Annotated in this window: 20 protein-coding genes and 2 pseudogenes; 17 read left to right on the plus strand and 5 right to left on the minus strand. The window is 69.2% G+C overall.

Features of this window, described 5'->3' with window-relative positions:
- Positions 1 to 45: 45 nt before the first annotated feature.
- The 7 genes and pseudogenes from A4R43_RS02375 to A4R43_RS02400 all read left to right on the plus strand — a co-directional run bounded on the left by A4R43_RS02375 (position 46) and on the right by A4R43_RS02400 (position 8,747).
- Positions 46 to 258 carry a phosphopantetheine-binding protein gene (locus A4R43_RS02375; protein ID WP_205215219.1) on the plus strand — a complete coding sequence of 71 codons (213 nt, stop codon included), beginning with the start codon at positions 46 to 48 and terminating at the stop codon, positions 256 to 258.
- A gap of 20 nt (positions 259 to 278) precedes the next feature.
- Positions 279 to 4,136 carry a non-ribosomal peptide synthetase gene (locus A4R43_RS02380; protein ID WP_113690764.1) on the plus strand — a complete coding sequence of 1,286 codons (3,858 nt, stop codon included), beginning with the start codon at positions 279 to 281 and terminating at the stop codon, positions 4,134 to 4,136.
- 7 nt (positions 4,137 to 4,143) lie between these two features.
- On the plus strand, positions 4,144 to 5,766 hold the full coding sequence (locus A4R43_RS02385) for an amino acid adenylation domain-containing protein (RefSeq protein WP_113690765.1): 1,623 nt from the start codon (positions 4,144 to 4,146) through the stop codon (positions 5,764 to 5,766).
- The gene (locus A4R43_RS02390; RefSeq protein WP_113690766.1) at positions 5,756 to 6,523 is read left to right on the plus strand and encodes a DinB family protein; all 768 of its coding nucleotides are present in this window, start codon (positions 5,756 to 5,758) and stop codon (positions 6,521 to 6,523) included. The genes A4R43_RS02385 and A4R43_RS02390 overlap by 11 nt, the downstream gene beginning before the upstream one ends.
- The gene (locus A4R43_RS42535; protein WP_162788284.1) at positions 6,520 to 6,786 is read left to right on the plus strand and encodes a hypothetical protein; all 267 of its coding nucleotides are present in this window, start codon (positions 6,520 to 6,522) and stop codon (positions 6,784 to 6,786) included. The genes A4R43_RS02390 and A4R43_RS42535 overlap by 4 nt, the downstream gene beginning before the upstream one ends.
- Positions 6,787 to 6,954: 168 nt before the next feature.
- Positions 6,955 to 7,446 (plus strand): MmcQ/YjbR family DNA-binding protein, encoded by a 492-nt coding sequence (locus tag A4R43_RS02395; RefSeq protein ID WP_113690767.1) that lies wholly within the window; start codon positions 6,955 to 6,957, stop codon positions 7,444 to 7,446.
- Positions 7,447 to 7,508: 62 nt separating this feature from the next.
- A pseudogene (locus tag A4R43_RS02400) lies at positions 7,509 to 8,747 on the plus strand (IS3 family transposase).
- A 435-nt stretch (positions 8,748 to 9,182) separates the two neighbouring features.
- Here A4R43_RS02400 and A4R43_RS02405 read toward each other — a convergent pair.
- The gene (locus tag A4R43_RS02405) at positions 9,183 to 9,890 is read right to left on the minus strand and encodes a GntR family transcriptional regulator (RefSeq protein WP_236808726.1); all 708 of its coding nucleotides are present in this window, start codon (positions 9,888 to 9,890) and stop codon (positions 9,183 to 9,185) included.
- 93 nt (positions 9,891 to 9,983) lie between these two features.
- On the opposite strand from A4R43_RS02405, the gene manD reads away from it, so the two are divergent.
- From manD to A4R43_RS02430, 5 genes and pseudogenes are all read left to right on the plus strand, one after another.
- A complete protein-coding gene (gene manD, locus A4R43_RS02410; protein WP_113690769.1) occupies positions 9,984 to 11,192 on the plus strand; it encodes a D-mannonate dehydratase ManD in 1,209 nt (402 codons plus the stop codon).
- Entirely contained in the window at positions 11,189 to 12,592 is a 1,404-nt protein-coding gene (locus A4R43_RS02415; RefSeq protein WP_113690770.1) for a mannitol dehydrogenase family protein, read from the plus strand. Before manD ends, A4R43_RS02415 begins: the two co-directional genes overlap by 4 nt.
- 26 nt (positions 12,593 to 12,618) lie before the next feature.
- On the plus strand, positions 12,619 to 13,986 hold the full coding sequence (locus A4R43_RS02420; protein WP_113690771.1) for an MFS transporter: 1,368 nt from the start codon (positions 12,619 to 12,621) through the stop codon (positions 13,984 to 13,986).
- Positions 13,983 to 15,017, plus strand: coding sequence for an L-idonate 5-dehydrogenase (locus A4R43_RS02425; RefSeq protein ID WP_113690772.1), 1,035 nt, complete (start codon positions 13,983 to 13,985; stop codon positions 15,015 to 15,017). The genes A4R43_RS02420 and A4R43_RS02425 overlap by 4 nt, the downstream gene beginning before the upstream one ends.
- Before the next feature lie 23 nt (positions 15,018 to 15,040).
- Positions 15,041 to 15,877 (plus strand): annotated as a pseudogene (locus tag A4R43_RS02430) (sugar kinase); the annotation flags it as partial.
- 243 nt (positions 15,878 to 16,120) lie between these two features.
- Here A4R43_RS02430 and A4R43_RS02435 read toward each other — a convergent pair.
- Entirely contained in the window at positions 16,121 to 16,561 is a 441-nt protein-coding gene (locus A4R43_RS02435; RefSeq protein WP_236808727.1) for an Lrp/AsnC family transcriptional regulator, read from the minus strand.
- A gap of 129 nt (positions 16,562 to 16,690) precedes the next feature.
- On the opposite strand from A4R43_RS02435, the gene A4R43_RS02440 reads away from it, so the two are divergent.
- The 4 genes from A4R43_RS02440 to A4R43_RS02455 all read left to right on the plus strand — a co-directional run bounded on the left by A4R43_RS02440 (position 16,691) and on the right by A4R43_RS02455 (position 20,334).
- Entirely contained in the window at positions 16,691 to 17,584 is an 894-nt protein-coding gene (locus A4R43_RS02440) for an EamA family transporter (RefSeq protein ID WP_113690774.1), read from the plus strand.
- Complete coding sequence (locus tag A4R43_RS02445; protein WP_113690775.1) at positions 17,584 to 18,564, plus strand: aldo/keto reductase; 981 nt, start codon at positions 17,584 to 17,586, stop codon at positions 18,562 to 18,564. Before A4R43_RS02440 ends, A4R43_RS02445 begins: the two co-directional genes overlap by 1 nt.
- Positions 18,565 to 18,887: 323 nt before the next feature.
- Positions 18,888 to 19,814: a glycoside hydrolase family 5 protein gene (locus A4R43_RS02450; protein ID WP_113697298.1), complete on the plus strand. Its 927-nt coding sequence runs from the start codon at positions 18,888 to 18,890 to the stop codon at positions 19,812 to 19,814.
- Positions 19,815 to 20,037: 223 nt separating this feature from the next.
- Positions 20,038 to 20,334 carry a DUF1330 domain-containing protein gene (locus A4R43_RS02455; protein WP_113690776.1) on the plus strand — a complete coding sequence of 99 codons (297 nt, stop codon included), beginning with the start codon at positions 20,038 to 20,040 and terminating at the stop codon, positions 20,332 to 20,334.
- Between the two features lie 47 nt (positions 20,335 to 20,381).
- On the opposite strand, the gene A4R43_RS42540 is transcribed toward A4R43_RS02455, so the two are convergent.
- Positions 20,382 to 20,522 (minus strand): hypothetical protein, encoded by a 141-nt coding sequence (locus tag A4R43_RS42540; RefSeq protein WP_162788285.1) that lies wholly within the window; start codon positions 20,520 to 20,522, stop codon positions 20,382 to 20,384.
- A gap of 77 nt (positions 20,523 to 20,599) precedes the next feature.
- On the opposite strand from A4R43_RS42540, the gene A4R43_RS02460 reads away from it, so the two are divergent.
- A complete protein-coding gene (locus A4R43_RS02460) occupies positions 20,600 to 20,875 on the plus strand; it encodes a GntP family permease (RefSeq protein WP_236808728.1) in 276 nt (91 codons plus the stop codon).
- Positions 20,876 to 20,891: 16 nt separating this feature from the next.
- Here the strand turns inward: A4R43_RS02460 and A4R43_RS02465 are convergent, their stop codons facing one another.
- Together A4R43_RS02465 and A4R43_RS02470 are read right to left on the minus strand one after the other, a co-directional pair.
- Positions 20,892 to 21,200, minus strand: a complete 309-nt coding sequence (locus A4R43_RS02465; protein WP_113690777.1) for a DUF7677 family protein — start codon at positions 21,198 to 21,200, stop codon at positions 20,892 to 20,894.
- A 614-nt stretch (positions 21,201 to 21,814) separates the two neighbouring features.
- Positions 21,815 to 23,215 (minus strand): UDP-glucose dehydrogenase family protein, encoded by a 1,401-nt coding sequence (locus A4R43_RS02470; RefSeq protein WP_113697299.1) that lies wholly within the window; start codon positions 23,213 to 23,215, stop codon positions 21,815 to 21,817.
- Positions 23,216 to 23,350: the final 135 nt, after the last annotated feature.

The following is a 23,350-nucleotide window of genomic DNA, read 5'->3' on the forward strand; positions in this document are numbered from 1 at the left end:
ATGCCCGCTTATCAACCATCTGTCGCGGACACCATTCGCAGCCTCGTGACGAAGCAGCTCAACCTGAATGGGTACAGCCAGAATCTTCGCCCTGACGACAACCTCTGGCGCTTGGGCATGACCTCCTTGACCTGCCTGGGTCTGATGTTGTCCATCGAGGACACGTTCGAGATCGAGCTGCCGGAGGAGGCGCTCAAGGAGTCGACCTTCCGCAGCATCAACACGATATCCGCGGCGGTGGAGAGTTCTCGCAAATAGGTAGGAGTGTGGGGGTAGCAATGCCGACACGCGAGTCGCGCCCGAGAAACCCGCTCCCACCGTTTCGCGACGGCACGGCGAGCGAATTCCCGTTGTCGGCGGGACAGGAGCGACTGTGGTGGCTGCGCCAGCTGGACTCGTCGCACGACCAGTACCACATCAGCTGTGGCTGGCGGTTTCCGGCGGAGGCGAGCCGCGAGGCATTGCTCGCCGCCCTCGACGCCCTGGTGCGGCGCCACGAGATCCTGCGGACGAAGTTCCTCATGTCGCCGGACGGCGCGGTGAGCCAGGAGATCGTCGACCATGTCGAGATCCCGCTCGTCTGGGCCGGCCGCGACTGGCAGGAAGCCGTCGAACAGGCCGCCGTGCGGCCCTTCGACCTGGCGCGGCCCCCGCTGTTTCGAGCGGTGGCCGCGGAGTTGGTCGACGGGCCCGGCCTGTTGGTGACGATGCACCACATCATCACCGACCGGTGGTCGATGGACGTCTTCGCCAGGGATCTGTTCGAGCTGTACGAGGCGGCCTTGAAGGCCAGGACACCGCGCCTTCCGAGGCTGGCCGTCCAGTACGGCGACTACGCCAGGTGGCAGCGCGACTTCCTGACCGACGACCTGCTCCGATCCCAGCTGAACTACTGGACCGAGGCGCTGGCCGGCTGCGAACCGTTGGAACTGCCCCTGGATCGGCCTCGGCCCACGGCGATCGACGCGATCGGCGAGACGGTCGTCCTCGAGCTGCCGAGGGAGGCCACGGCGGCCATGACCGCCCTGGCCTGGCGTACGCGCGCGAGCCCGGCGATGGTGGTCACTGCCGCGTTCGTCGCGACGCTCCGGGCCTTCTGCGGCCAGTCCGACGTCGTCATCGGTGCCATCGTGTCCGACCGGACACACCCGGACCTGCGAGATCTGATCGGGTTCTTCATCAACACCATGATCCTGCGGGTCGACCTGACCACGACGGAGCTGACCTTTCGCGAGGCGATCACCCGAACCCGGGACGCCTGGATGGCCGCGGACGCGCACCAGGACGCGCGGCTCGAGCAGATCGTGGGTGCGCTCAACGCCGGGTCGGAGGCGCACCGGAATCCGATCTTCGACGTCGTGGTGAACCACGCCGGCGACCGGGAGGACCTGGCCGAGGATCCAGACGCGCCGATGTGGTGGGAACCCGACCTGCCGGTGACCGCCAGGTTCGACCTCTCGCTCACCACCCGGATCGTCGAGGGGCGGCTGCGGGCGACCTTCGTGTACCCGACCGCGCTGTTCAACCGGGCCACGATCGCCACCCTCGCGGACCGCTACATCCGCACGCTCGAACAGGGCGTGGCGACGCCGGACGCGCCGATGCGCGACTTCGACCTGCTCACCCGGGCCGACCGCACGCTGCTGCGGCGCGGCAACGATCGGACTCCGGCGTCCGGGACCACCGTCGTCGAACGTCTGCAGACCCGGGCCGCCCGCACGCCGGACGCGCCGGCGGTCGTCGGCCACGGCGGCCCGCTGTCCTACGGGCAGTTGAACGAACGCGCGAACCGGCTGGCCCGACACCTGCTGACCCTGGGCGCCGGACCGGAGCAGGTGGTCGGCGTCTGCCTGGAACGCACCGTCGAACGATTCGTGGTGCTGCTCGCGCTGGCCAAATGTGGCGCAGCGTACCTACCGGTCGACCCCGACTTCCCAGCCGATCGGATCCGCCTCCTGATGTCGGATGCCGCCGCGGTCTTGATGATCGTCGGCTCACCGCTGCTGGCCCGCCTGCCCTCGATGGAGACGCCGGTTGTCACCATCGGTGACGGCAGCCCGGACCTGACCGGATACGCCACCGGCAATCTTCCGGCTCTCCCGGCTCCGGACAGTCTGGCCTACCTGATATCGACATCCGGATCGACCGGAAACCCCAAGTCGGTGGCGATCTCACATCGAGCCCTGAGCCGACTGGTGGAAGGCGCACCGCACTATCTCGAGGTAGGCCCGGGATCGGTGTTTCTCCAGACCGGTCCGCTGACCTTCGATGTCGCCGTGCTCGAATGGGCACCGTTGGCCCACGGCGGCCGGGTGGTGATCGCCGAAACCGGGTCCCTTCTCGACGGTCTGCGGGATGTCCTGTGCGAACACCAGGTCACCACGCTCAAGCTGGTCTCTCCGCAGCTCGACATCCTCGTCGAGCAGGATCCGCATATCCTGTCCGGGCTGCGCCAGCTCGTCGTCGGCGGCGACGTTGTCAACCCGAGGAGCTTCGCCCTGGTGGACGGACTCCTACCCGGCTGCCGGGTCGTGGCGTCGTACGGTCCGACCGAGTGCACGGTGCTGGCCACCGTGTTCGAAGGCGAGCCGTGGTCGGGCAGAGTTCCGATCGGCCGCCCCATCCCGCACACGAGTGCCTACCTCCTCGACGAGGACCTCCAGCCGGTCTCGGTCGGCATGCGCGGCGAGATCTTCCTCGCTGGCGACGGATTGGCCAGGGGGTACCATTCCCGCCCCGGCCTGACCGCAGCGTCGTTTCTTCCCGATCCGTTCGGGCCGCCCGGGTCGCGCATGTACCGCACCGGAGACCTGGGCCGCTACCTGCCGAACGGAGCCATCGACTTCCTCGGCCGCACCGACCACCAGGTCAAGATCCGTGGTTTCCGGATCGAGACCAGCGAGGTCGAACACGCCCTGCTGCGCCATCCCGACATCACTGCGGCGGCGGTCGTCCGGGCCACCCTGGCGACCGGCCCCGCGCTGGTCGCCTACATCGTGGCGGCCAGGTCGGTGGACGTGGGGGCGCTGCGCGACATGCTCCGCGAAACACTGCCCGCGTACCTGCGCCCGGACCACTTCGTCACGATCCCCCGATTCCCCCTGACCGCGAACAACAAGCTCGACCGCGCCGCGCTGCCACCGGTCACCACCGCCACCACGCGCGCCGGAGTGGACCTGCCGCCCGCGACCGGGCTCGAAGCACGGGTCGTCGCGGCGTGGTCCGCCGCGCTCGGCAGGCCGCTGTCGGCCTCCGACGACTTCTTCGACCAGGGCGGGCACTCCCTGATGGTGCCGCGCGCGACCGCGACGGTCCGCCGCGAACTCGGCCGCGAGGTGCCGTTGCAGCTGATGCTGGAACATCGGACGCCTGCGAGCTACGCGGCCGCGATCCTGCGCGAGAGCCTGCCCGACCTCAGCGCGGCCTCGCGTGAGGACCGGCTCGTCCAGCGAACCTGGCGCGGCGAGAAGCTCGCCGGCTGCCGACGCGTGGATCTGTTCATCTCCACCGAGAACCCGCTCCGGAAGAATGCCGACCTCCCGTTGCTGATCGTCCTCGACGGCTCCGAGTTCGTGGAGATCATGCGCCTGCCGGCGATTCTGGACCGGCTCTCCCGCCAGGATCGGATCCCCACCACCGCGGCGATATTCCTGAGTCCGAGCGAGTGGCCGACCCGCCGCGGCGAGCTCCTCGACGACGGGATCGTCGACGCGCTCGCCGACGAGCTGATCCCCTACCTGCGCACCTGGCTCGGGAACCGGCCGGTCGGCCGCGCCGTCGCGGTGGGCGCGAGTCTGGGGGCGGTCACGGCGATCCGCTCCGCGCTGCGCCGGCCGGATCGCTTCCACGGCGCCGTGGCCCTCTCCGGCCCGGTGAGCGAACATCGGCTCGGCCCGGCGAGGCCCGGCCGGTCGAGAGGCGGGTCGCGGTTCTTCCTGTCCGCGAGCCGGGAGGAGAAGGACATCATCCTCGACGACGGACTCAGCTTGGTGGAAGCGACCGAACGCACAGCCGACGAGCTCGCGGCCGACGGACACGTCGTACGAAGCGCGATCGGGGAAGGCGGCCACACCTACGCGGCGTGGGAGTCGATGCTCCCCGATGCGATCCGCTGGTCGCTGGGCGACCGACCATAGTCGATAGGTGGTGCTTGCGGTGCAGGATTCTCGACGGTCAGCCCAGACCGCGGGTGCGCGGACCCTGGTCGATCTCCTGGAGCGCCGGTTTCGCGACCGGCCGGCGGCCACGGCCATCCGGACCTCGGCCCGCTCGTGGAGCTATGCCGAGCTCGATCGGCAGTCGGCGCGACTCGCGCGGCGGCTGGTGGCCGGCGACGCCGGACCGATCGTCGGTCTCGTCGCGCGGCACTGCCCGGCCGCGTTGATCGGCATCGTCGCCATCCTGCGAAGCGGCGCGGCGTGCCTGCCGATGAGCCCCGACGATCCGCCGCTGCGCAATCGCGGGGTGCTCGACGACGTCGGCTGCCGACGCGTCCTTGCTACCGCGCCGGTCGACTGGCTGCCCGACGCCCAGCTCATTGACGTAACCGGCCCGCAGACGGGCGCCGACAGTCCCGACAGCCCCGCCGCCACGGAGCTCCCCTCGCCGAGGCCGCTCGACCTGGCATACGCGCTCACCACGTCGGGCTCGACCGGGCGACCCAAGATCGTCGGTGTGCCGCACGAAGGCCTCCTGAACCTGATCATCGCCTCGTTCGAGGACATCGACCTGATCAGGACCGACGACGTGATGCTGTGGACGACCGCGCTCACCGTGGACAGCACCATGCACGACTGCCTGATGCCGCTCTGCTTCGGCGCCTGCGTCGCCATCGCCGACGGCGGCGACCTGCCCGCCAACCGCATCCTGCGCACCGTCCGCGCGCTCGGCGTGACCGCGCTGGAAGTCCCGGCCGCGGTGCTCGGGCCGTACGGGACGTCCCTGCTTCCCCGGCTGGCCGCGGCCGGCGTGCGCCTGGTCATCACCGGCGGGTCCCAACTCGACGGGCCGGACCTGGGCAGCAACGACTCGCTGGTCGTCCACAACGGCTACGGCCCGACCGAGGCTTCGGTGGCCGCGACGTGGTATCCCTGCGACGCCTCGACCCCGCAGTGGGTCCCCATCGGGCGCCCGATCCGCAACGTGCGAACCTATGTCCTCGACGAGGAGCTGAACCCCGTCCCGGCCGGCGACACCGGCCAGATGTACCTGGCCGGCGCCGGTCTTGCCAGAGGCTATCTCGGCCATCCCGGCCGCACGGCGGCCTCGTTCCTCCCGGATCCGTTCGCCGAGAGGCCCGGCGAGCGCATGTACGCCACCGGGGACAACGTTCGGCTTCAGCCGGACGGGAACTACGTGTACGCCGGCCGAATCGACGACCAGATCAAGATCAGTGGGTACCGGGTCGAGATCGGCGAGGTGGAGCACAACCTGCGGGCATGCCGAGGCGTGGTCGACGCGGCGGCACTGTTGCGCGAGGACACCCCGGGCGGCGCGGCCATCGTCGCCTATCTGGTCGGCGAACGGCGACCCGACGAGCTGCTCACGAGCCAACTGGGTCGTTGGCTACCCGCGCCGATGATTCCACGCGTCTACGTCTGGCTGGACGAGATGCCTCTCAACCGCGCGGGCAAGATCGATCGTCGAGCGCTCGCCAAGATGCTCGATCCCGCACTTCCTCACCCGGACGCAACACGCAACCCTCACGTTGTGCCATTCACTTCCGGGGGCGGGACGGATACGGGAGGCTGTCCAGATGACTGCTGAGTACACCCAAGGTGACCAGTTCCGTGGTGCCCGCATCCATCTGTGCGACCTCTCCGGCCTCGAGATTCGTGATTGTGACGTCACCGGCCTGAAGATTGTGGACTGCTATGGGGGTGAGGTTTCCCTTGGTGGCGGTTTTGAGCGTGTTGTTGTCAATGACGTCGATGTGACCGCCTATGTCGAGGCTGAGCTCGATCGGTTGCATCCGAACCGGGTGCTGGCCCGTGAGGCCACGTCTGCCGCTGAATACCGGGCTGCTTGGGATGCGATCGAGAGGCAGTGGGGGGAGACGATCGACCGTGCCGGGCGCTTACCGGAGGTGAAGCTGCATGAGCGGGTCGATGGTGAGTGGTCGTTTGTTGAGACGCAGCGGCATCTGCTGATGGCCGGTGATGCTTGGATCGGTAACGCTGTGCTGGAGGAGGATGCGCCGTATCATCCGTTGGGCTTTCCTGGTGGCGGGATGTCGGCTGAGGCATCGGCGAAGCTTCTCGGGCTCACTCTTGATGCGGTCCCGACGCTGGAGGAGGTGCTCGTGCCGCGGCTTGCTCGCATGGCCGCGGTGCGTCGGGTTGTCGACGAGCTCACCGAGGCTGAGTTGGATCGGGTGTGTGGTCGCAAGCCGGCCGATTCGTATCCGGACAAGGACTACGTCGTGCGGCGTTGCCTCAGCGTCGTGTTCAAGGAAGAGGCCGAGCATCACCGGTACGCGGTGCGCGACCTCACCGTGCTCGAGGCCGGTACCCGAACCGAGTGAAAGCGCGTCCCGGCAATGGACGGCGATCTCGCGATCCTGCGCTTGACCAGCCCAAGGGCGCGGTGCCGACCGGCGAGGTAGTCACGACGGGCTACGGAAAGACCAGCAATGCGGGCTTCCCCAACGAACGACGCGAGGTCTTCCTCGATGTCACGCCGCGGTGGACCCGCGAAGGCAGCTACCAGTTCGTGAAGCCGATTACGCCCGGAATGAACTGCACCCGCAAATCCGGCCAGACGGCCGGAGCATGCGGCACTGGGTGATGTCGTCATCGGAATCGTTTTCTCAGCACCGAACCTGGATAAGCGGTAACGTGGGGAGGTAGCCGGCGGTTCATCCACCTGCCTTCAGTCGGCGCGGCCCCGCCAACCCCGGAGACTCTGATGTGCTGATGTCCTACCCGGCGGGCAGGATGGGCTCGGGAGGTACAGATGAGCGACATCGCGGACGTGCCACCCGCCGTTGTGGGCCGGCTCCGGGTGATCTGCGGGGAACTGCCCGAGGCGTACGAGGAGCCGGCGTGGATCGGCCTGCGGTGGCGGATTCGCCGGCGGACGTTCCTGCACGTCTACACCACCGACGGGAGGGGGTCGGCGTACATCGATGTGGACGATCCGGCCATCCTGATGACCTTCCGGGCGCCGCCCTGGGAGTTGGCCGCGCTGGCGCATGCCGGCCCTCCGTTCTTCCGGGCCGACTGGGGTGCGAATGTCGTGGGAATGGTGCTGGACGACGAGACGGACTGGGTCGAGGTTGCCGAGCTGGTGACGGACAGCTATCGCGTGCAGGCGCCCCGCCGCCTCTGCGATGGCCTCGCCGGTGAGCAGCAGTGGGATGTCCTGCTCGAAGCTGGCGACTTTCGGGCCGATGGTGATCAGTCGGCCGCTGGCGTGTGGGTGGGGGATGAGGTGTGGCGCCAGTAGTCCGGCGCGGTGCCGACGATCACCGTCCGGTCGACGAGGGCCTCCAGGGAGACCGAGTCCTGTTGGGCCAGGGGGCACCACGGAAGCACCCGGAGGAGTCGCGGGAGCGGACGACGCGGCTGGCGGTTGAGGCCAGGCGGGGTCCTGTGTCGGCTGGTGGGGCGATCAAGCGGATCGCCGACCAGTTCGGTGCACCCGGAAGCGTTGCGGATGTGGGTGAAGCAGGCCGAGACCGACGAGGGGGTCAGGCCGGGCACGACGTCGACCGAGGCGGCCAGGGTCGCCGCGCTGGAACGTGAGGTGCGTGAGCTGCGCCGGGCGAACCAGATCCTGAAGTCCGCGGCGTCTTTCTTCGCAGCGGAGCTGGACCGTCCGTCGCGATGAGGGTCGAGTTCGTCGATTCCCAGCGGAAGGAGCACGGTGTCCAGCCGGTCCTGCGGGTGCTGCAGGGCACGCCCGCCGAGATCGCACCGTCGACCTACTACGCCGCCAAGACTCGTCCCGAGTCCGCCCGCGTGGCATCCGACCGGGTGCTGGCCGAGAAGGTCGAGCGGGTGCACGAGGACAACTACAGCGTATACGGGACCCGCAAGGTCTGGGCCGAGCTGAACCGGCACGGCACCGATGTGGCCCGGTGCACGGTCGAGCGGCTCATGCGCGAGACCGGGCTGCGCGGGCTGCTCCGGGACAAGTCCCCGCGCACCACCAAGCCCGCCGCCGAGACCGGGCGGCCGGGTGATCTGGTTGAACGCGACTTCACCGCCACCGGGCCGAACCAGTTGTGGGTCGCGGACCTGACCTACGTCCGCACCGCCGACGGCTGGGTCTACGCGACGTTCATCCTGGACGTGTTCTCCCGCCTGATCGTCGGCTGGCAGGTCGCCACCAGCCTCTACACCGACCTCGCCCTGGACGCCCTGCAGATGGCGCTCTGGCGCCGCCAGGCCGGCCGCGCCGACCTGGCCGGGCTGGTCCATCACAGCGATCGCGGAGTGCAGTACCGGGCGATCCGCTACACCCAGCGCCTCGCCGAGGCGGGCGCGGTCGCCTCGGTCGGGTCCACCGGCGACTCCTACGACAACGCGATGGCCGAGGCATTCAACTCGCTCTATAAGGCCGAACTCGTCCGCAACAAGGGTCCCTGGCGCGGCCTGGACGACCTGGAAATCGCAACCGTCGAGTACATCGACTGGTACAAAAACCGGCGCCTGCACGGCGAACTCGGACACGTGCCGCCCGCCGAGTACGAAGCACTACACGCGATGACCCATCCGGTCACCACAACCCTGGAAACCAACTAACCCAGTCTCCATCAAACCCTGGGCTTGACAATCGTGGCCGCCCTGTCAGGCCAGGAAGCGCAGCCGCCGTCGGACGCCGGCGGGCCGAAGGTCGTGCCACGCGACTCGACCTGACAAGGTCGACGGGCTGGCCGCGATCCGCGCACTCGGCAGCATGATCGCCTGGCTGCCGCTGATTCCGTCCTTTGTGGACTCGCTGTGGCGGCTGGCGTTCGGTGTGGTGCCCACGTTCTGGCCCGCCGAGGCGTTCCTCGCCGTGAGCGAGGGCGCTACCTGGTGGCCGTACCTGGCCGGTGGGGTGGTTTACCACGCTGCGCAGGCCAGAGTTCCCGCGAGGCGTCACGGAAATCCCTCTGGAGGTGGGCGTCGTGATCTGGTTGGGTGGCGAGGGCCGTGTTGGCGCTCCGCTCGGGTCGTCCACGGCGGGGTGGCGGCTCAGTCCCAGACGACTACGTTGCGGCGCACCGGTGTGGTGGCGTCGTTCGAGGCGAACAGCTCGGGTTTGCGTTCCCGGATGCGTTCGATGTCCGCGAAAACCTCGCGCAGGTGGGTCCGCATGGTCCGCCGGGCGAGCGGCAGGTCGTGCGCGGTCACCGCGCGCAGGATGTCCACGTGCTGCCCGGCGAACAGCTCCGGGGTGTTGGCCTCGTGCAATCCCAGCCGCCGGGCGCGGTCGAGGTGCCCCTTCGCCGACACGACCGTCGGCCATGCCGAGCTGTGCCCGCTGAGCGCGAGCAGGCCGCGGTGGAACATTTCGTCGAGTTCGAAGAAGTCCTCGAGCGCGATGCCGGGCTCCTGCTGGCGCGCCAGGTTGTCTTCCAGTTCCTTGACGATCTCGGGGTCCAGCGTCTCCGGCAGGTCGTCCAGCGCGGCGAGTTCGACCGCCTCCCGCAGGAACTGCGCGTCGGCCACCCGCTGCGGGTCCACCCGTGAGACGAACGAGCCGACCTTCGGGAACACCTGCACGAGGCCTTCCTCGGCGAGCAGGATCAGGCTTTCCCTGACCGGGGTGCGGCTCACGCCCAATGCCGCGGCCAGCTCGTTCTCCGACAGGGGGGAGCCGGGGGGCAGGTCCAGCGTCAGCATCCGCCGCCGGAGGGTCTCGTAGACGCGTCGGCGGTTCGTGCGCCCTCGGTCGGTCACCAGCCAACCCTAGCCGACACCCCGGTCCCACCGGTTGACGTACTACCCGACTGATGCTTGTATACAAGTACTGAAACACAGGAGGTTCCCGGTTTGAGCACGATCGAGCGGGCCGAGGTGCTGGTGGCTTCACCTGGCCGCAACTTCGTCACCCTGCGGCTGACCATCTCCGACGGGGTGACCGGCCTCGGCGACGCGACGCTGAACGGCCGCGAGCTGGCGGTGGCGAGCTACCTGCGCGACCACGTCGTGCCGCTGCTCACCGGCCGCGACCCGGCGCGCATCGAGGACACCTGGCAGTACCTGTACCGCGGGGCCTACTGGCGGCGTGGCCCGGTGACGATGACCGCGATCGCCGCGGTGGACACCGCGCTGTGGGACATCAAGGGCAAGGTCGCCGGACTGCCGGTGTACCAGCTGCTCGGCGGCCGGTCTCGCGACGGCGTGCTGGTCTACTCGCACGCCAGCGGCACCGACGTCCCGTCCCTGCTGGACGATGTCGCGCGGTTCCGCGATGAGGGCTACCGCGCGATCCGCGCGCAGGCGGCCGTGCCCGAGATCGGCGGCAGCTACGGCGTGCGCCGCGGCGCGGTGTACGAGCCTGCCGCCACCTCGCTCCCCGACGAGCAGCCCTGGTCCACCGAGGCCTACCTCGACTTCGCGCCGACCTATCTCGAGGCCGTGCGCGAAACCCACGGCTTCGGCTTCCACCTCCTGCACGACGTGCACCACCGGCTCACCCCGATCGAGGCGGCCCGCTTCGGCAAGCGGGTCGAAGACTGCCGCCTGTTCTGGATGGAGGACCCGACTCCGGCGGAGAACCAGGAAGCCTTCCGGCTGATCCGCCAGCACACCACCACACCGGTGGCGGTCGGGGAGAACCTTTCGTCCATCTGGGACGTCCAGCACCTGATCACCGAGCAGCTGATCGACTACGTGCGCACCACCGTGGTGCACGCGGGCGGCATCACGCACCTGCGCCGGATCTTCGACCTCGCCGCGCTGTACCAGGTGCGCACCGGTTCGCACGGCGCGACCGACCTCTCGCCGATCACCCTCGCCGCCGCCGTGCACCTCGACCTCGCCGTGCCGAACTTCGGCATCCAGGAGTACATGCCGCACGTGCCGGAGACCATGGAGGTCTTCCGCAGCGGGGTGTCCTTCGCCGACGGCATGCTGCACCCGTCCGAGGAACCGGGGCTCGGGGTGGACTACGACGACGAGGCGGCGGCGCGGTTCCCGTACGAACCCCGCTACCTGCCGGTGGCGCGCCGCCTCGACGGTTCGGTGCACGACTGGTGAGCGCGCGCCTGTTCCTGTCCACACTGGACACTGTGGCCGAGTCGTGCCGTCCGCTCGTCCGGCCGGACGAACTCAGGCCGAAGGTGGTCCACTTCGGACTCGGTGCCTTCCACCGCGCCCACCAGGCGGTCTACACCGAAGCCGTGGCCGCGTCGGGGCAGCCGTGGGGGATCGCCGCCGTGGCACCGCGTTCGCCGGAGCCGGTGGACGCCCTGCGTGCCCAGGACGGCCTGTTCTCGGTCACCGACGGCCGCACCCGCGTGGTCGGATCGGTGGTCGAGGCGCTGAAGATGGTGCCGGACGCCGCCCGCGTCGATGAGTTGCTGACCAGCCCCGATGTCACCGTGGTCACGCTGACCATCACCGAAAAGGGCTACTGCCGCGACCCCCGCACGGGACGGCTCGACCTCTCGGCTCCCGAGGTGGCTGCCGATCTCGCCGGGCGGCCCCCGCGCAGCGTGCTCGGCAGGCTGGCGACCTCGCTGGCGAACCGGTCGCGGTCCAGTGGCGCCCCGGTCAACCTCGTTTCGTGCGACAACGCGGCGGGCAACGGGGTCGCGCTCAAGGCTGTGCTCACCGATTTTGTGGCTGCCTCGCCGTGGCCCGACCGCGACGCCGTGCTGTCCTGGATCGAGGAGTCGGTGGCGTTCCCGTCCACGGTCGTCGACCGGATCGTGCCCGCTGCCACCGAGGCCGACCGGGACGCCGCCGAAGCCGCGCTCGGTGTGCGCGACGAGATGGCGGTCGTGGGGGAGCCGTACCGCCAGTGGGTCCTCGAGAACACCTTCGTGGCCGCACGGCCGCCGTGGGAACTCGATGGCGCGCTGGTCGTTCCCGATGCCACGCCCTACCAGCTGATGAAGCTGCGCCTGCTCAACGGCGCGCATTCCGCGCTGGCGTACTGCGGGCTGGCCGCCGGCTGCCGGACGGTCTCCGACACCCTTGCCACCGCCTGGGGCGAGAAGCTGGTCCGCGGCCTCGCCGCGGAAGCCGCGCCCACGTTACCCGTCGCGGACCTCGACGTGCCCGGTTACGTCGACGCGCTGGTCGAGCGGTTCGCCAATCCGGCGATCGGGCACCGGCTGCGGCAGATCGGCTCGGACGGATCGCTGAAGATCGCCGAACGCTGGTTCCCCGTGCTGCGCGAGCGCGGCGGCGCCGGTCCGGCACTGGCCACGGCGCTGGCGGCGTGGGCCCACACGACCAGGGAAGACTTCGGCACCACCGACCCCGCCGCCGCGGACCTCGCCGCCTGCTGGGCGGACGAGCCCGGTGACGCGGTGGCGGTGGCCAGCCTGCTGAGGATCGCCGGTGGCGCCGGCCTGGCCGAAGACCGGGCACTGACCACCGCGGTCGCCGAACGCCTGCCCGCGGTCCGCGCCGGCCGCATCGACCTCTAGTCCCCCGTGGAGCAAAGGAGCACACGATGACCGAGAGCACGCCGGTGGCGGAAGGCACCGCGGCCAGGACGACCAGGGACCTGAGCCGGGCGGCGGTGTCGGGCTGGCTCGGCACCGCTATGGAGTTCATGGACTTCCAGCTCTACTCACTGGCCGCGGCGATCGTGTTCAACAAGATCTTCTTCCCCGAGGTCAGCCCGGCCATCGGGCTGATCGCCGCGATGGCGACCTACGGCGTCGGCTACGTCGCCCGCCTCGCGGGCGCGGTCTACTTCGGACGGATGGGCGACCGGATCGGGCGCAAGAAGGTCCTGTTCATCACGATCGCGCTGATGGGGGTGTCCACCACGCTGATCGGCGCACTGCCCTCGTACGCGGTGATCGGCATCGCCGCGCCGATCCTGCTCGTCGCGCTGCGGCTGATCCAGGGGTTCGGCGCGGGCGCGGAGATCGCCGGGGCGACGGTGATGCTGGCCGAATACGCGCCCGCCCGGCGCCGCGGGCTGATCTCGTCACTGGTGTCGCTCGGCACGAACTCGGGCACGCTCGCCGCGTCCGGGCTGTGGGCTCTGCTGCTGGCGGTGCTGTCCGAGGAGCAGCTGCTGAGCTGGGGCTGGCGGCTGCCGTTCCTGCTGAGCTTCGTCGTGCTGCTGTTCGGGGTGTGGGTCCGCGCCAACCTCAAGGAAAGCCCGGTGTTCGAGGAACGGCCGGACGTCGTCGACGGCGTCGCGCTGTCCCGCAAGGAGATCGAGGAGTCCGGGGCGAGTGCGCTCGAGGAGGGCCTCAAGCAGCGCAAGGGCAAGGCCTTCCTGCTGGCGCTGGGACTGCGCTTCGGGCAGGCGGGCAACTCCGGCCTGGTGCAGACGTTCCTGGTCGGCTACATCGCCACCGAGCTGGCGGTGAACAAGTCCGTGCCGACCGCCGCGATCGTCTACGGCTCGCTGCTCGGGTTCGTCACCATCCCGGTGGTGGGCATGCTCGGGGACCGGTTCGGCCGTCGTCCGGTCTACTTGGGACTGTCCGTGCTGACCGTGGTGATCGCGGTGCCGATGATGCTGACCATCGCCTCCGGCGGCACGGCCGCGCTGACCGTGGCGATGATCGTCGGCCTCAACGTCGGGGTGCTGGGCCTGTTCTCGCTGGAGAGCGTGACGATGGCGGAGTTGTTCGGCTCGCGCACCCGGTTCACCCAGCTCGCCGTGGCCAAGGAGATCGGCGGCATTCTCGCCACCGCGATCGGCCCGGTGCTGGCCGCGTCGCTGACCGCGGTCACCGGGCACTGGTGGCCCGTGGCGGCGATGCTCGCCGCCTACTCGCTCATCACGTTCGTCTCCGCTTACCTCGCGCCGGAGACCCGCGGGCGTGATCTGGTCCGCCTGGAGGACGCCGCATGAAAGCAGCCGTGGTGCACGGGCCGGGTGATCTGCGCATCGACACCCTGCCGGATCCGGAGCCCGGTGCCGGTGAGGTGCTGGTCGCGATGGAATGGGGCGGCATCTGCGGTTCTGACCTGGCGTACTGGCGGCACGGCGCTTCCGGCACCGCGGTTCTCGAACACCCGCTGGTGCTCGGGCACGAGGTCGCCGGGCGGGTGGCCGGGGTCGGTCCCGGGGTGAGCGTCGAGGTGGGCCTGCCGGTCACCGTCCACCCCGCCGAACCCGTCGGCGACACGACCTTGCCGGAACGGATCGCCGGGCGCACCAATCTGCTGCCGCGCGTGCGCTACTTCGGCTCGGCGGCCCTGCACCCGCATACCGACGGCGGGTTCAGCGAACTGAGAGTCGTGCGCGCCGGGCAGCTGCGGCCACTGCCGGAAGGGGTGAGCACCCGGCAGGGCGCACTCGCCGAACCGCTGGCCGTGGCCATGCACGCGGTCCACCGCGCCGGGGCGGTCAGCGGCCGCACGGTGCTGGTCAACGGCGCCGGCCCGATCGGCTGCCTGCTCGTCGCGGCGGCGAAGTTCGCCGGTGCCGCCACGGTGATCGTGGCCGATCTCGCGCCATCGGCGCTGGCGATCGCACGACGGCTCGGCGCCGACCACGTTGTCGACCTCGGTTCCGGTGACGCCCTGCCTGATGACGTCGAGCTGGTCTTCGAGGCGTCGGGCGCTCCCGGCGCCCTCGGTGGTGTGCTGCACGCGACCGCGCGCGGCGGCACGCTGGTCCAGGTCGGCAACCTGCCGGGGAAACCGGCGACGGCCGTGCTCGGCGACCTGATCACCAGGGAGATCACCTGGGTCGGCTCCTACCGGTTCGTCGACGAAATCACCGACGCGGTGCGCGCGCTGGGCGAGGGGCTGGACGTCTCGCCGCTGATCACGCACACCTTCGACCTCGATCGCGCCGGCGAGGCGCTGGCCGTCGCGGCCGATCGGACGAGCGGGAGCGGCAAGGTCCTTCTGCGACTGGGAGAGGAGCGGCGATGACCGTGGTGACACTGGGCGAGACGATGGCACTGCTGTCCACTCCGCCCTGGGGCCGGGTGACCGGCGGCTCGGCCCTGCCGGTGGGCATCGGGGGCGCGGAGTCCAACGTGGCCATCGGGCTGGCACGGCTCGGCGTGCCTGCCACCTGGATCAGCCGCGTCGGCGAGGACGCGCTGGGCGAACTGGTCACCAGGGAAATCCGCGCGGAAGGCGTGGAGGTGCTCGCCAAGACCGACGCCGAGGCGCCGACCGGGTTGATGCTCAAGGAACTGCGTGACGGCAAACCACGGCGGGTGCGCTACTACCGCCGCGGCAGTGCCGCCTCCCGACTGTCGCGTTCGGACATCGACCCCAGCGTGATCCAGCGGGCCGACGTGGTGCACCTGACCGGGATCACCGCCGCACTCGGTCCAGGACCACGCGACGTTCTCCACCACGTCATCGAACTGGCCCATGACGCCGGGACACTGGTGTCCTTCGACGTCAACCACCGTGCGACCCTGTGGACCGGCGAGCAGGCGAGGCCGGTGCTCGCCGGCCTGGCCGCCGCCGCGGACCTCGTGTTCGCCGGGCCGGAGGAAGCGGCGCTCGTCCTCGGCCGTGAACAACCCGGCGAACCCACCTTCGCCCTCGGTGAGCAGTTGGCGCGCGAGCTGGCGGACACCGGGCGGGGAACCGTCGTGATCAAGCTCGGTGAACTCGGATCCCTGGCCCTGGGCCAAGGCGAGGTGTACCGAGCCGACGCGGTTCCGGTGACCGTGCTCGACCCGGTCGGCGCCGGGGACGCCTTTGTCGCCGGATACCTCAGCCGCCTGGTCGCCGGGGCACCGGTGTCGGAATGCCTGCGCACCGGCAACGCCGCGGGCGCGGCGGTGTGCCGGGTCCCCGGCGACTGGGAAGGCCTGCCCTCACGCGAAGACCTACGCGGTCAAACGGCGGCAGAAGTCGTTCGATGAGCTCACGCGGTCCGGTGAGAGCAGGCAGACGGCCGGGCCATGGCCGGCTGACAAGCGGTGTGGCGGGGTCGGGTGTCCTGTGGGCGCGACTCGTGCCGAAAGCACGCGGATACCGGGTCAGCTCAGATAGAGCCGTCGTCTCAGGTGTTATTGCTTGTCCGGGACGGGAACGGGTAGCGGCCGCCGTGGCACCGGTTCGGACACGACGATGGAGGTGGTGGTCTGGCCGAACATGAGGAACCGGTCGAGCACCTCCTCGAGCTGCTCGATCGACGGCCCGTGCAGCTTGAGCAGGAAGCAGTCCTCGCCGGTGATCCGGAAGCACTCGACCACCTGCGGCGTGTCCCGTGCCGCTGCCACGATCTTGGGGAGTTGGCCGGGTCCGGGCCGGATGCGCACCAACGCGGTCACGGGCATGCCGAGGGCGGCCGGGTCGACCTCCATCCGGAAGCCGGTGATCACGCCGGTCCGTTCCAGGCGCTGCACCCGCTCGGTGACCGCGGGCGCCGACATGCCGACGCGGCGGGCGAGTTCGGACATGGACAGCCGCGGATCGTCGTGCAGCTCGTTCAGCAGCCGCAGGTTCACCTCGTCCAGCAGCCGCGATCGCGCGATGAAGGAATTTTGGCCGTTCGGCCTTGATTTTCCAGACAACTCACACCATCTTCCTGGATAGTGCCATTCCGATTGCGGGTACTGCTTTGGAAGATACTCCGCATGACGACACCGTCCGGGATCGAGTCGCGGCGACCGGCGTCCGCAGTCACCGAGCGGGTGCCCGCACCGGCCTACTTCGGCGTCAGCGCGATCTTCCACTACCTCGGGCCGGCCTTCGCCGTGTTGCTGTTCGCCAGCGTGGACGTGCTCGGCGTGGCCTGGCTGCGGATCGCCAGCGCCGCGGTGGTGTTCGCGGTGTGGCGCAGGCCGTGGCGGCTGGTCCGGCGCCTCGATCCGGGGCAGCGGTGGGTGCTGCTCGGGCTCGGTGTGGTGCTCGCGGCCATGAACGCGACGTTCTACCTCGCTATCGACCAGGTGCCACTGGCCACCGTCGGAGCGATCGAGTTCCTCGGCACGATCGTGCTCGCCACGATCGGTGTCCGCAACGTCCGCAATGCGCTCGCCCTCGTGCTCGCCGTGGGTGGAGTGGTCGCGTTGACCGACCTCCAGCTCGCCGGTGCGTGGTTCGGGTTCGCCTTCGCGTTCGCCAACTGTGCGTTGTTCGTGCTCTACGTGGTCCTCAGCCACCGGATCGCCAACACCGGCGCTGGGATCGATCAGCTCGGCGCCGCGATGCTGATCGCCGCGGTGGTCGCGACGCCGTTCTGCCTCGGCGCCGCAGCCCCGGTCTTCACCAGCCCGGCGGCGCTGCTGGCCGGCGTAGGTGTGGGCATCTGCTCGTCGGTCATCCCCTACGTGACCGACCAACTCGCGATGGCCCGGCTACCGCGGGAGACCTTTGCGCTGATGCTGAGCATCCTGCCCGCGGTCGCGACGGTGATCGGGATCGTGGTGCTCACCCAGGTCCCCACCATCGGCGAGCTGACCGGCATCGCGCTGATCGCCGCAGGTGTCGCGGTCCACCAGGAACCACCGGAAAACAAGGAGAACTGATGGAACACATCCGGCTGGGCACCTCCGGCCTCACCGTGTCCCGAATCTGCCTCGGCATGATGAGCTACGGCAGTCCCAGCACAAAGGACTGGATGCTCGGCGAGGACGCCGCGGAGCCGATCGTCCGGCAGGCCGTCGAGTCGGGAGTGACTTTCTTCGACACCGCGGACATGTACTCCGACGGGGGCAGCGAGCTGATCACCGGGCGGTTGCTCGCCAAGCTGTTCCCCCGCCGCGACGACTACGTGCTGGCCACCAAGGTCTACTTCCCGATGGGAACCGGCCCGAACAACAAGGGCTTGTCCCGCAAGCACATCATGGCCGCCATCGACGCCTCGCTCGACCGGCTGGGCGTAGACCACGTCGACCTGTACCAGATACACCGCTGGGACCAGGAGACACCGATCGAGGAGACCATGAACGCGCTCAACGACGTGGTCTTGGCCGGCAAGGCCAGGTACATCGGCGCGTCGAGCATGTTCGCCTGGCAGTTCGCCAAGGCACAACACACCGCCGAGACACACGGCTGGACGAGGTTCATCTCGATGCAAAACCACTACAACCTCGTCTACCGCGAGGAGGAACGGGAGATGATCCCACTCTGCCTCGACCAGGGCGTCGGCATCATTCCGTGGAGCCCACTGGCACGCGGCCTGCTGACCGGCTCCCGCGAACGCGGCGGTGCGCAGACCACCGTCCGATCCGGCTCCGACCCCATCGCCGACACCATGTACACCGACGACGACTTCGACGTGGTCGACGCGGTACGCGCGATCGCCGCCAAGCGTGGCCTGCCGCCGGCGCAGATCGCGCTGGCCTGGCTGCTCGACCGACCCGGCGTCACCGCACCGATCATCGGAGCGACCAGAACACGGCACCTGCAGGACGCGGTCGCCGCAGTACACATACGACTGAGCGAGGACGAGGTGACCACCCTGCAGGCACCGTACCGACCACACGCCGTGCTCGGCCACCACTGAAAACTGGACGTGGGACCTACACGTTATTGCGTCTGATGCAGCATTGGCCGCGCCCTGATATTCCCCGTTGCTGTTCAGGGCGTTTCCGGTGACGGTCGTGGCATGTCGTTGACCTGGACCGTCCGATGTGGATGCGGGCTTCCTCGCCGCCGCCGGGCCATGGATCACGGCGTCGTACTGGACGCGGCCGACAGGGAGCACAGCGCCAAGCGGCCCTCGGCACAGGCCGGTTTCCGATCCTCGCGACGCTGGCGAAGATCGTGCGTCGACCCGACGGATATGCTCCTCCCATTGCTGTGAGGCTGTCCCGGATCGGAGGCCACATGCCGCGCTCGTTCTCGTCCGTGACGCTCGGAGCGGGGATCAACCTGGGCAACGCCCTGGACACCGCCGACGAGCACGCGCTTGGGTTGCCGCGGCGGTATTTCGACGAGATCAAGGCCGCCGGGTTCGACACGATCCGGTTGCCGGTGGCGTGGTCGGCGCACGCCGAACAGGCCGCTCCCTACACCATCAGAGAGGACTTCTTCCAACGCGTCGACCAAGCGGTCGATCAGGCACTGGCACGGGATCTGAACGTCGTGCTCAACGTGCACCACTATCACGAACTCAACCACGTGCCCGACGCGCAGACGGACCGGTTTCTGGCATTGTGGCGGCAGATCGCTCCACGCTACGTCGATCGTCCAGAGCTCCTTCATTTCGAGTTGCTCAACGAGCCTCGTGCCGCCATGACCGCGCAGCGGTGGAACGCCCTGCTATCCCAGGCCTTGGCCGCCGTACGGGAATCAAGTCCAGAACGCGCGGTGCTCATCGGGCCGGCGGAGATGAACGACATCAGCGCTCTTTCGAAGCTCGAACTGCCCGACGACGACCACTTGGTGGCGACGGTCCACTACTACGCCCCGTTCGAGTTCACCCACCAGGGCGCGCCCTGGGTCGAGAACTCCGCCCCGTGGCTCGGCACGACGTGGGGTGGTGAAGCCGACCGGAAGACCGTGAGCGAGGACCTTGCCGTAGCGGCGGCCTGGGCGGACGCTCACGCGGTTCCGCTGTTCATCGGCGAGTTCGGCGCATACGAGCGGGCGGATATGGATTCCCGTGTCCGCTGGACCGCCTGGGTACGGGCGGAAGCAGAGCGTCTGCGGATCGGCTGGGCCTATTGGGAGTTCGGCACCGACTTCGGTGCCTATGCCCGCGAGACCGATACCTGGCGGGAGCCCCTGCGGCGAGCTTTGATCGCCGAGTAGCGATCACAGCTGAAGATGGCCTCGGTGGTCGCACGCAAGATCGAGCGGACAGCGCCTGGCTTTGCTGTGCCAGCCGTGGCGTGAGTCAGGTCACGGTCCGCTGTCGTGCGCGCTTTGTTCGGCCACCGACGCGGCGAGCATGACCACGGCTCGCTGACCCACAGCGCGCCGGCGATGGAGCTGAGTATGTTTCTGATGATCAATTCCGAATGCAGGAGGAACCGTGGCCAAGGGTTACTGGGTCAGCGTCTACCCCACCATCACCGACCCTGAAGGACTCGATGTCTACAACGAACTGGCCGGTGTGGCTGTCAAGGCCGCGGGCGGGCGGTTGCTCGCCGGCATCGGCAGCCGGGTCGTCGCACACGAAGCCGGAATCGCGGAGCGCGTTGTCCTGATCGAGTTCGACAGCTTCGAACAGGCCGTCGCCGCATATGAGAGTGCGGCATACCAGAAGGCGCTGGCCGAACTCCCCGACGGCTTCGAGCGCGACTTCCGCATCATCGAAGGCCTCGACTGACGATCGAGGCTGCGCCGGCGACGAACACCAAGCCGACTGCCCCAGGATCACCCCCGCTCGTCCGCGCGCCGCACCGTCGCGAACAGCGCTCGGCCAGTGGCATCGGCCTCGACGTCGGCGAGGGTGCGTTCGAGGTTCCAGCGGCCGATGTGGGTCCCGTCAAGACCCTGACAGCGGATCGTGCTCACCAGGCACGGTCAAGTTCGAAGCCCCGACATGTCCCGGACGCCGTGGGTGAGCACGGCTCACCTGCGTGTCGTGGCCGGTGCGTGCTGAGGACCTGCGGCCCCTGACCGGGCGCTACCCGCTGCGCCCGCCGCTGCTGCTGGTCTGGCTGGTGGCCGCGGTGCTGCACATCGCGATGGGCTCGCTGGGGGTGCCGGTGGTGCTGATCGCGCTCGCCGCCTGCTCCGGGGCGCTGTTCCTGCCGCACGTCAGCAGCAACTTCTTCTGGATGTTCCAGTCGCTGCACACGGTGGCCATGACGCTGGCCTCGGTGATCTCACGGCCGATCGTGCTGCTGCTCGACGTCGTGCGCTGAGGACGGGCCGGGCGGGTTAGTAGAGCGCGGTTTCCCACGCTTGGAATGGTGGTTCGCCTTCGGGCAGGTGGCCGGTCATGTACTGGTAGATGTAGGCGGCTGCCCGGCGTTCGGCGTGCTTGGCGTTCACCGGTTCACCGTCATCGTCGATTTCCAGAACGTTCGCGAAGATCGCGAAGGTCATTTCCAGATAACTCGGGGATTCCCGCAGAGCGTCCCAGTAGTCGATGTCGTCGAGTAGCGGGTGGCCGACCGTGCCGTTGGCGACCCAGAACGCGAAGGTGCGTAGCGCCCCGGAGGTTCCGTGCGACAGTTTCGACGTCATGGGCGAATCCTAGGTGGCAGGCCGAGTTCGAGCAGCCAGGGGACGAAGCCGGAATCGACGCACCGGATTGGGAACCCGCCGGCGCGGCCTGGGAACGGAGCGCGGCACCGCCACCATCGCACCAGCGGCAGACAGGTCGGAGTGGACGGTCCTGCTCGGGGAAGTAGTAGAGGAGCAGGAACGGCCGTCGCTGAGATGCCTCAAGTCGAACCGGGTGTGGGTGCGGTGGAAGGAAAGCGCCTCAGGCGGCAGATTCTCACCACTGCGGACTCAGGTGCGCGGGGGCGTCTTGCGCGACCGCCGCCGGTGTGGCGATCCCGAGCGCGACGGTCGCGGTGCGGAGGGGTTCGCGCAGCGAGTGGTCGTACGTGGCGCATAGCCGGTCGGCCGTCGCGGTGCGCCGGGCGAGGCGGAAGGCACGTTTGAGTCGGCGGTTTCCGCTGTTCCTCGCGCAGGGCTGCAGGCTTCGCCGGGACGAGGAATCGAGCTGGCACTGGACACCGCCACCCGCGGCGCTGCGGCTGGCTGGATACGGCCTGGCCGCGGGCTGTGCCTGGTGGAAGCCCTCGTGCCCGCGGAGGCGGTCGCCGTCCGCCCACCGCGTCGGCGGGTGGTCAAGGACGGCGTGGTGGTGGTGCGGAACGGTCGGGTGGCCGGCTGAGCACCGGTCCGCGGAACCGGCCGACTGCCTTCGCCCGGACGGTGCGGTCGGGACGGCCCAGCGCCCGCACCGTCCATCCGGCCGCGCGCCAGCGCTGGTCGTCGAGGGTGTTGCGACCGTCGACGAGGCGGCGCCGGGTCGTCACCGCGCCCACGAGTGCTGGGTCCAGCTCCTGGAACTCCGGCCAGTCGGTCAGGTGCAGCACCACGTCCGCGCCGGTCGCCGCTTCGAGTGCCGAGTCCGCGTAGCCCAGCTCCGGGAAGTGCCTGTGGGCGTTGTCCACCGCCTTCGGGTCGTACACGGTGACCTCGGCGCCCTGCAGCTGGATCGACGCGGCAACGCTCAGCGCCGGCGAGTCGCGGACGTCGTCCGACCCCGGCTTGAACGCGGCTCCCCAGGCCGCCACGCGCTTGCCCCGGAACGAACCACCGCACTGCTCGCGGGTGAGGTCCACCATCCGCGCCCGGCGCCGCAGGTTGATCGCGTCGACTTCGCGGAGGAAGGTCAGTGTCCGTTCGACGCCGAGTTCGTTCCCCCTGGCCAGGAACGCGCGGATGTCCTTGGGCAGGCAGCCGCCGCCGAAACCGAGGCCGGGCCGCAGGTACTGCCCGCCGATGCGCGGGTCGTGGGACAGCGCCTGCGCGAGCTGGGTCACGTCGGCCCCGGTGGCTTCGCAGACCTCGGCCATCGCGTTGATGAAGGAGATCTTGGTGGAGAGGAAGGCGTTCGCGGAGACCTTGACCAGTTCCGCGGTGGCGAGATCGGTCACCACCAGTGGTACGCCACGGGTGAGCGCGCCGCGGTAGACCTGTCGTAGCAGGCGTTCGGCCCGCGCGGTGCGCACACCGAAGACCAGCCGGGCCGGTGCGAGCGTGTCGCCGATGGCGAATCCTTCGCGCAGGAACTCGGGATTCCAGGCCAGTTCGGCGCGCGCCCCGATGCGGGCCGCCAGCCGCTCCGCCGTGCCCACCGGCACCGTGGACTTGCCGACGACCAGGCCGGATGCCGTCAGCTGGGGGATCAGGTCGTCGAGCGCCCTTTCGACGAAGCGGAGATCGGCCGAATCGGCGCCCGGTCTTTGCGGTGTTCCGACGCACAGGAAATGCACGGCCGGCGCACCGGCGGTGAAGGCGCGGATGTCCAGGTATGAGTCGGTGAACCGCAGCCTGCCGGAATTGACCTGCCGTCGGAGCAGATCGGCAAGGCCCGGTTCGTAGAATGGGGGCAGACCTGCCGAAAGCGCGGCCACCTTTTCCGAATCGGTGTCCATGCCGAGCACTTCGAAACCCAGCTCGGCCATGCAGGCCGCGTGCGTGGCGCCGAGGTAACCGGTGCCGATAACGGTGATTCGCATGGTCGACTTCTCCTCGATGGCCCGGGTAGCCACCCTTTCCGGTTCGTCCACAGCAGGCCCACAGGCGTCCTACAAATGCTCCACAGCGGCCGCGCGCGAGCGAGAATTCCGGGAGGACAACACCTACCGTCCGGT

Origin of the sequence: Amycolatopsis albispora (genome assembly GCF_003312875.1) — a bacterium.
Classification (GTDB): domain Bacteria; phylum Actinomycetota; class Actinomycetes; order Mycobacteriales; family Pseudonocardiaceae; genus Amycolatopsis; species Amycolatopsis albispora.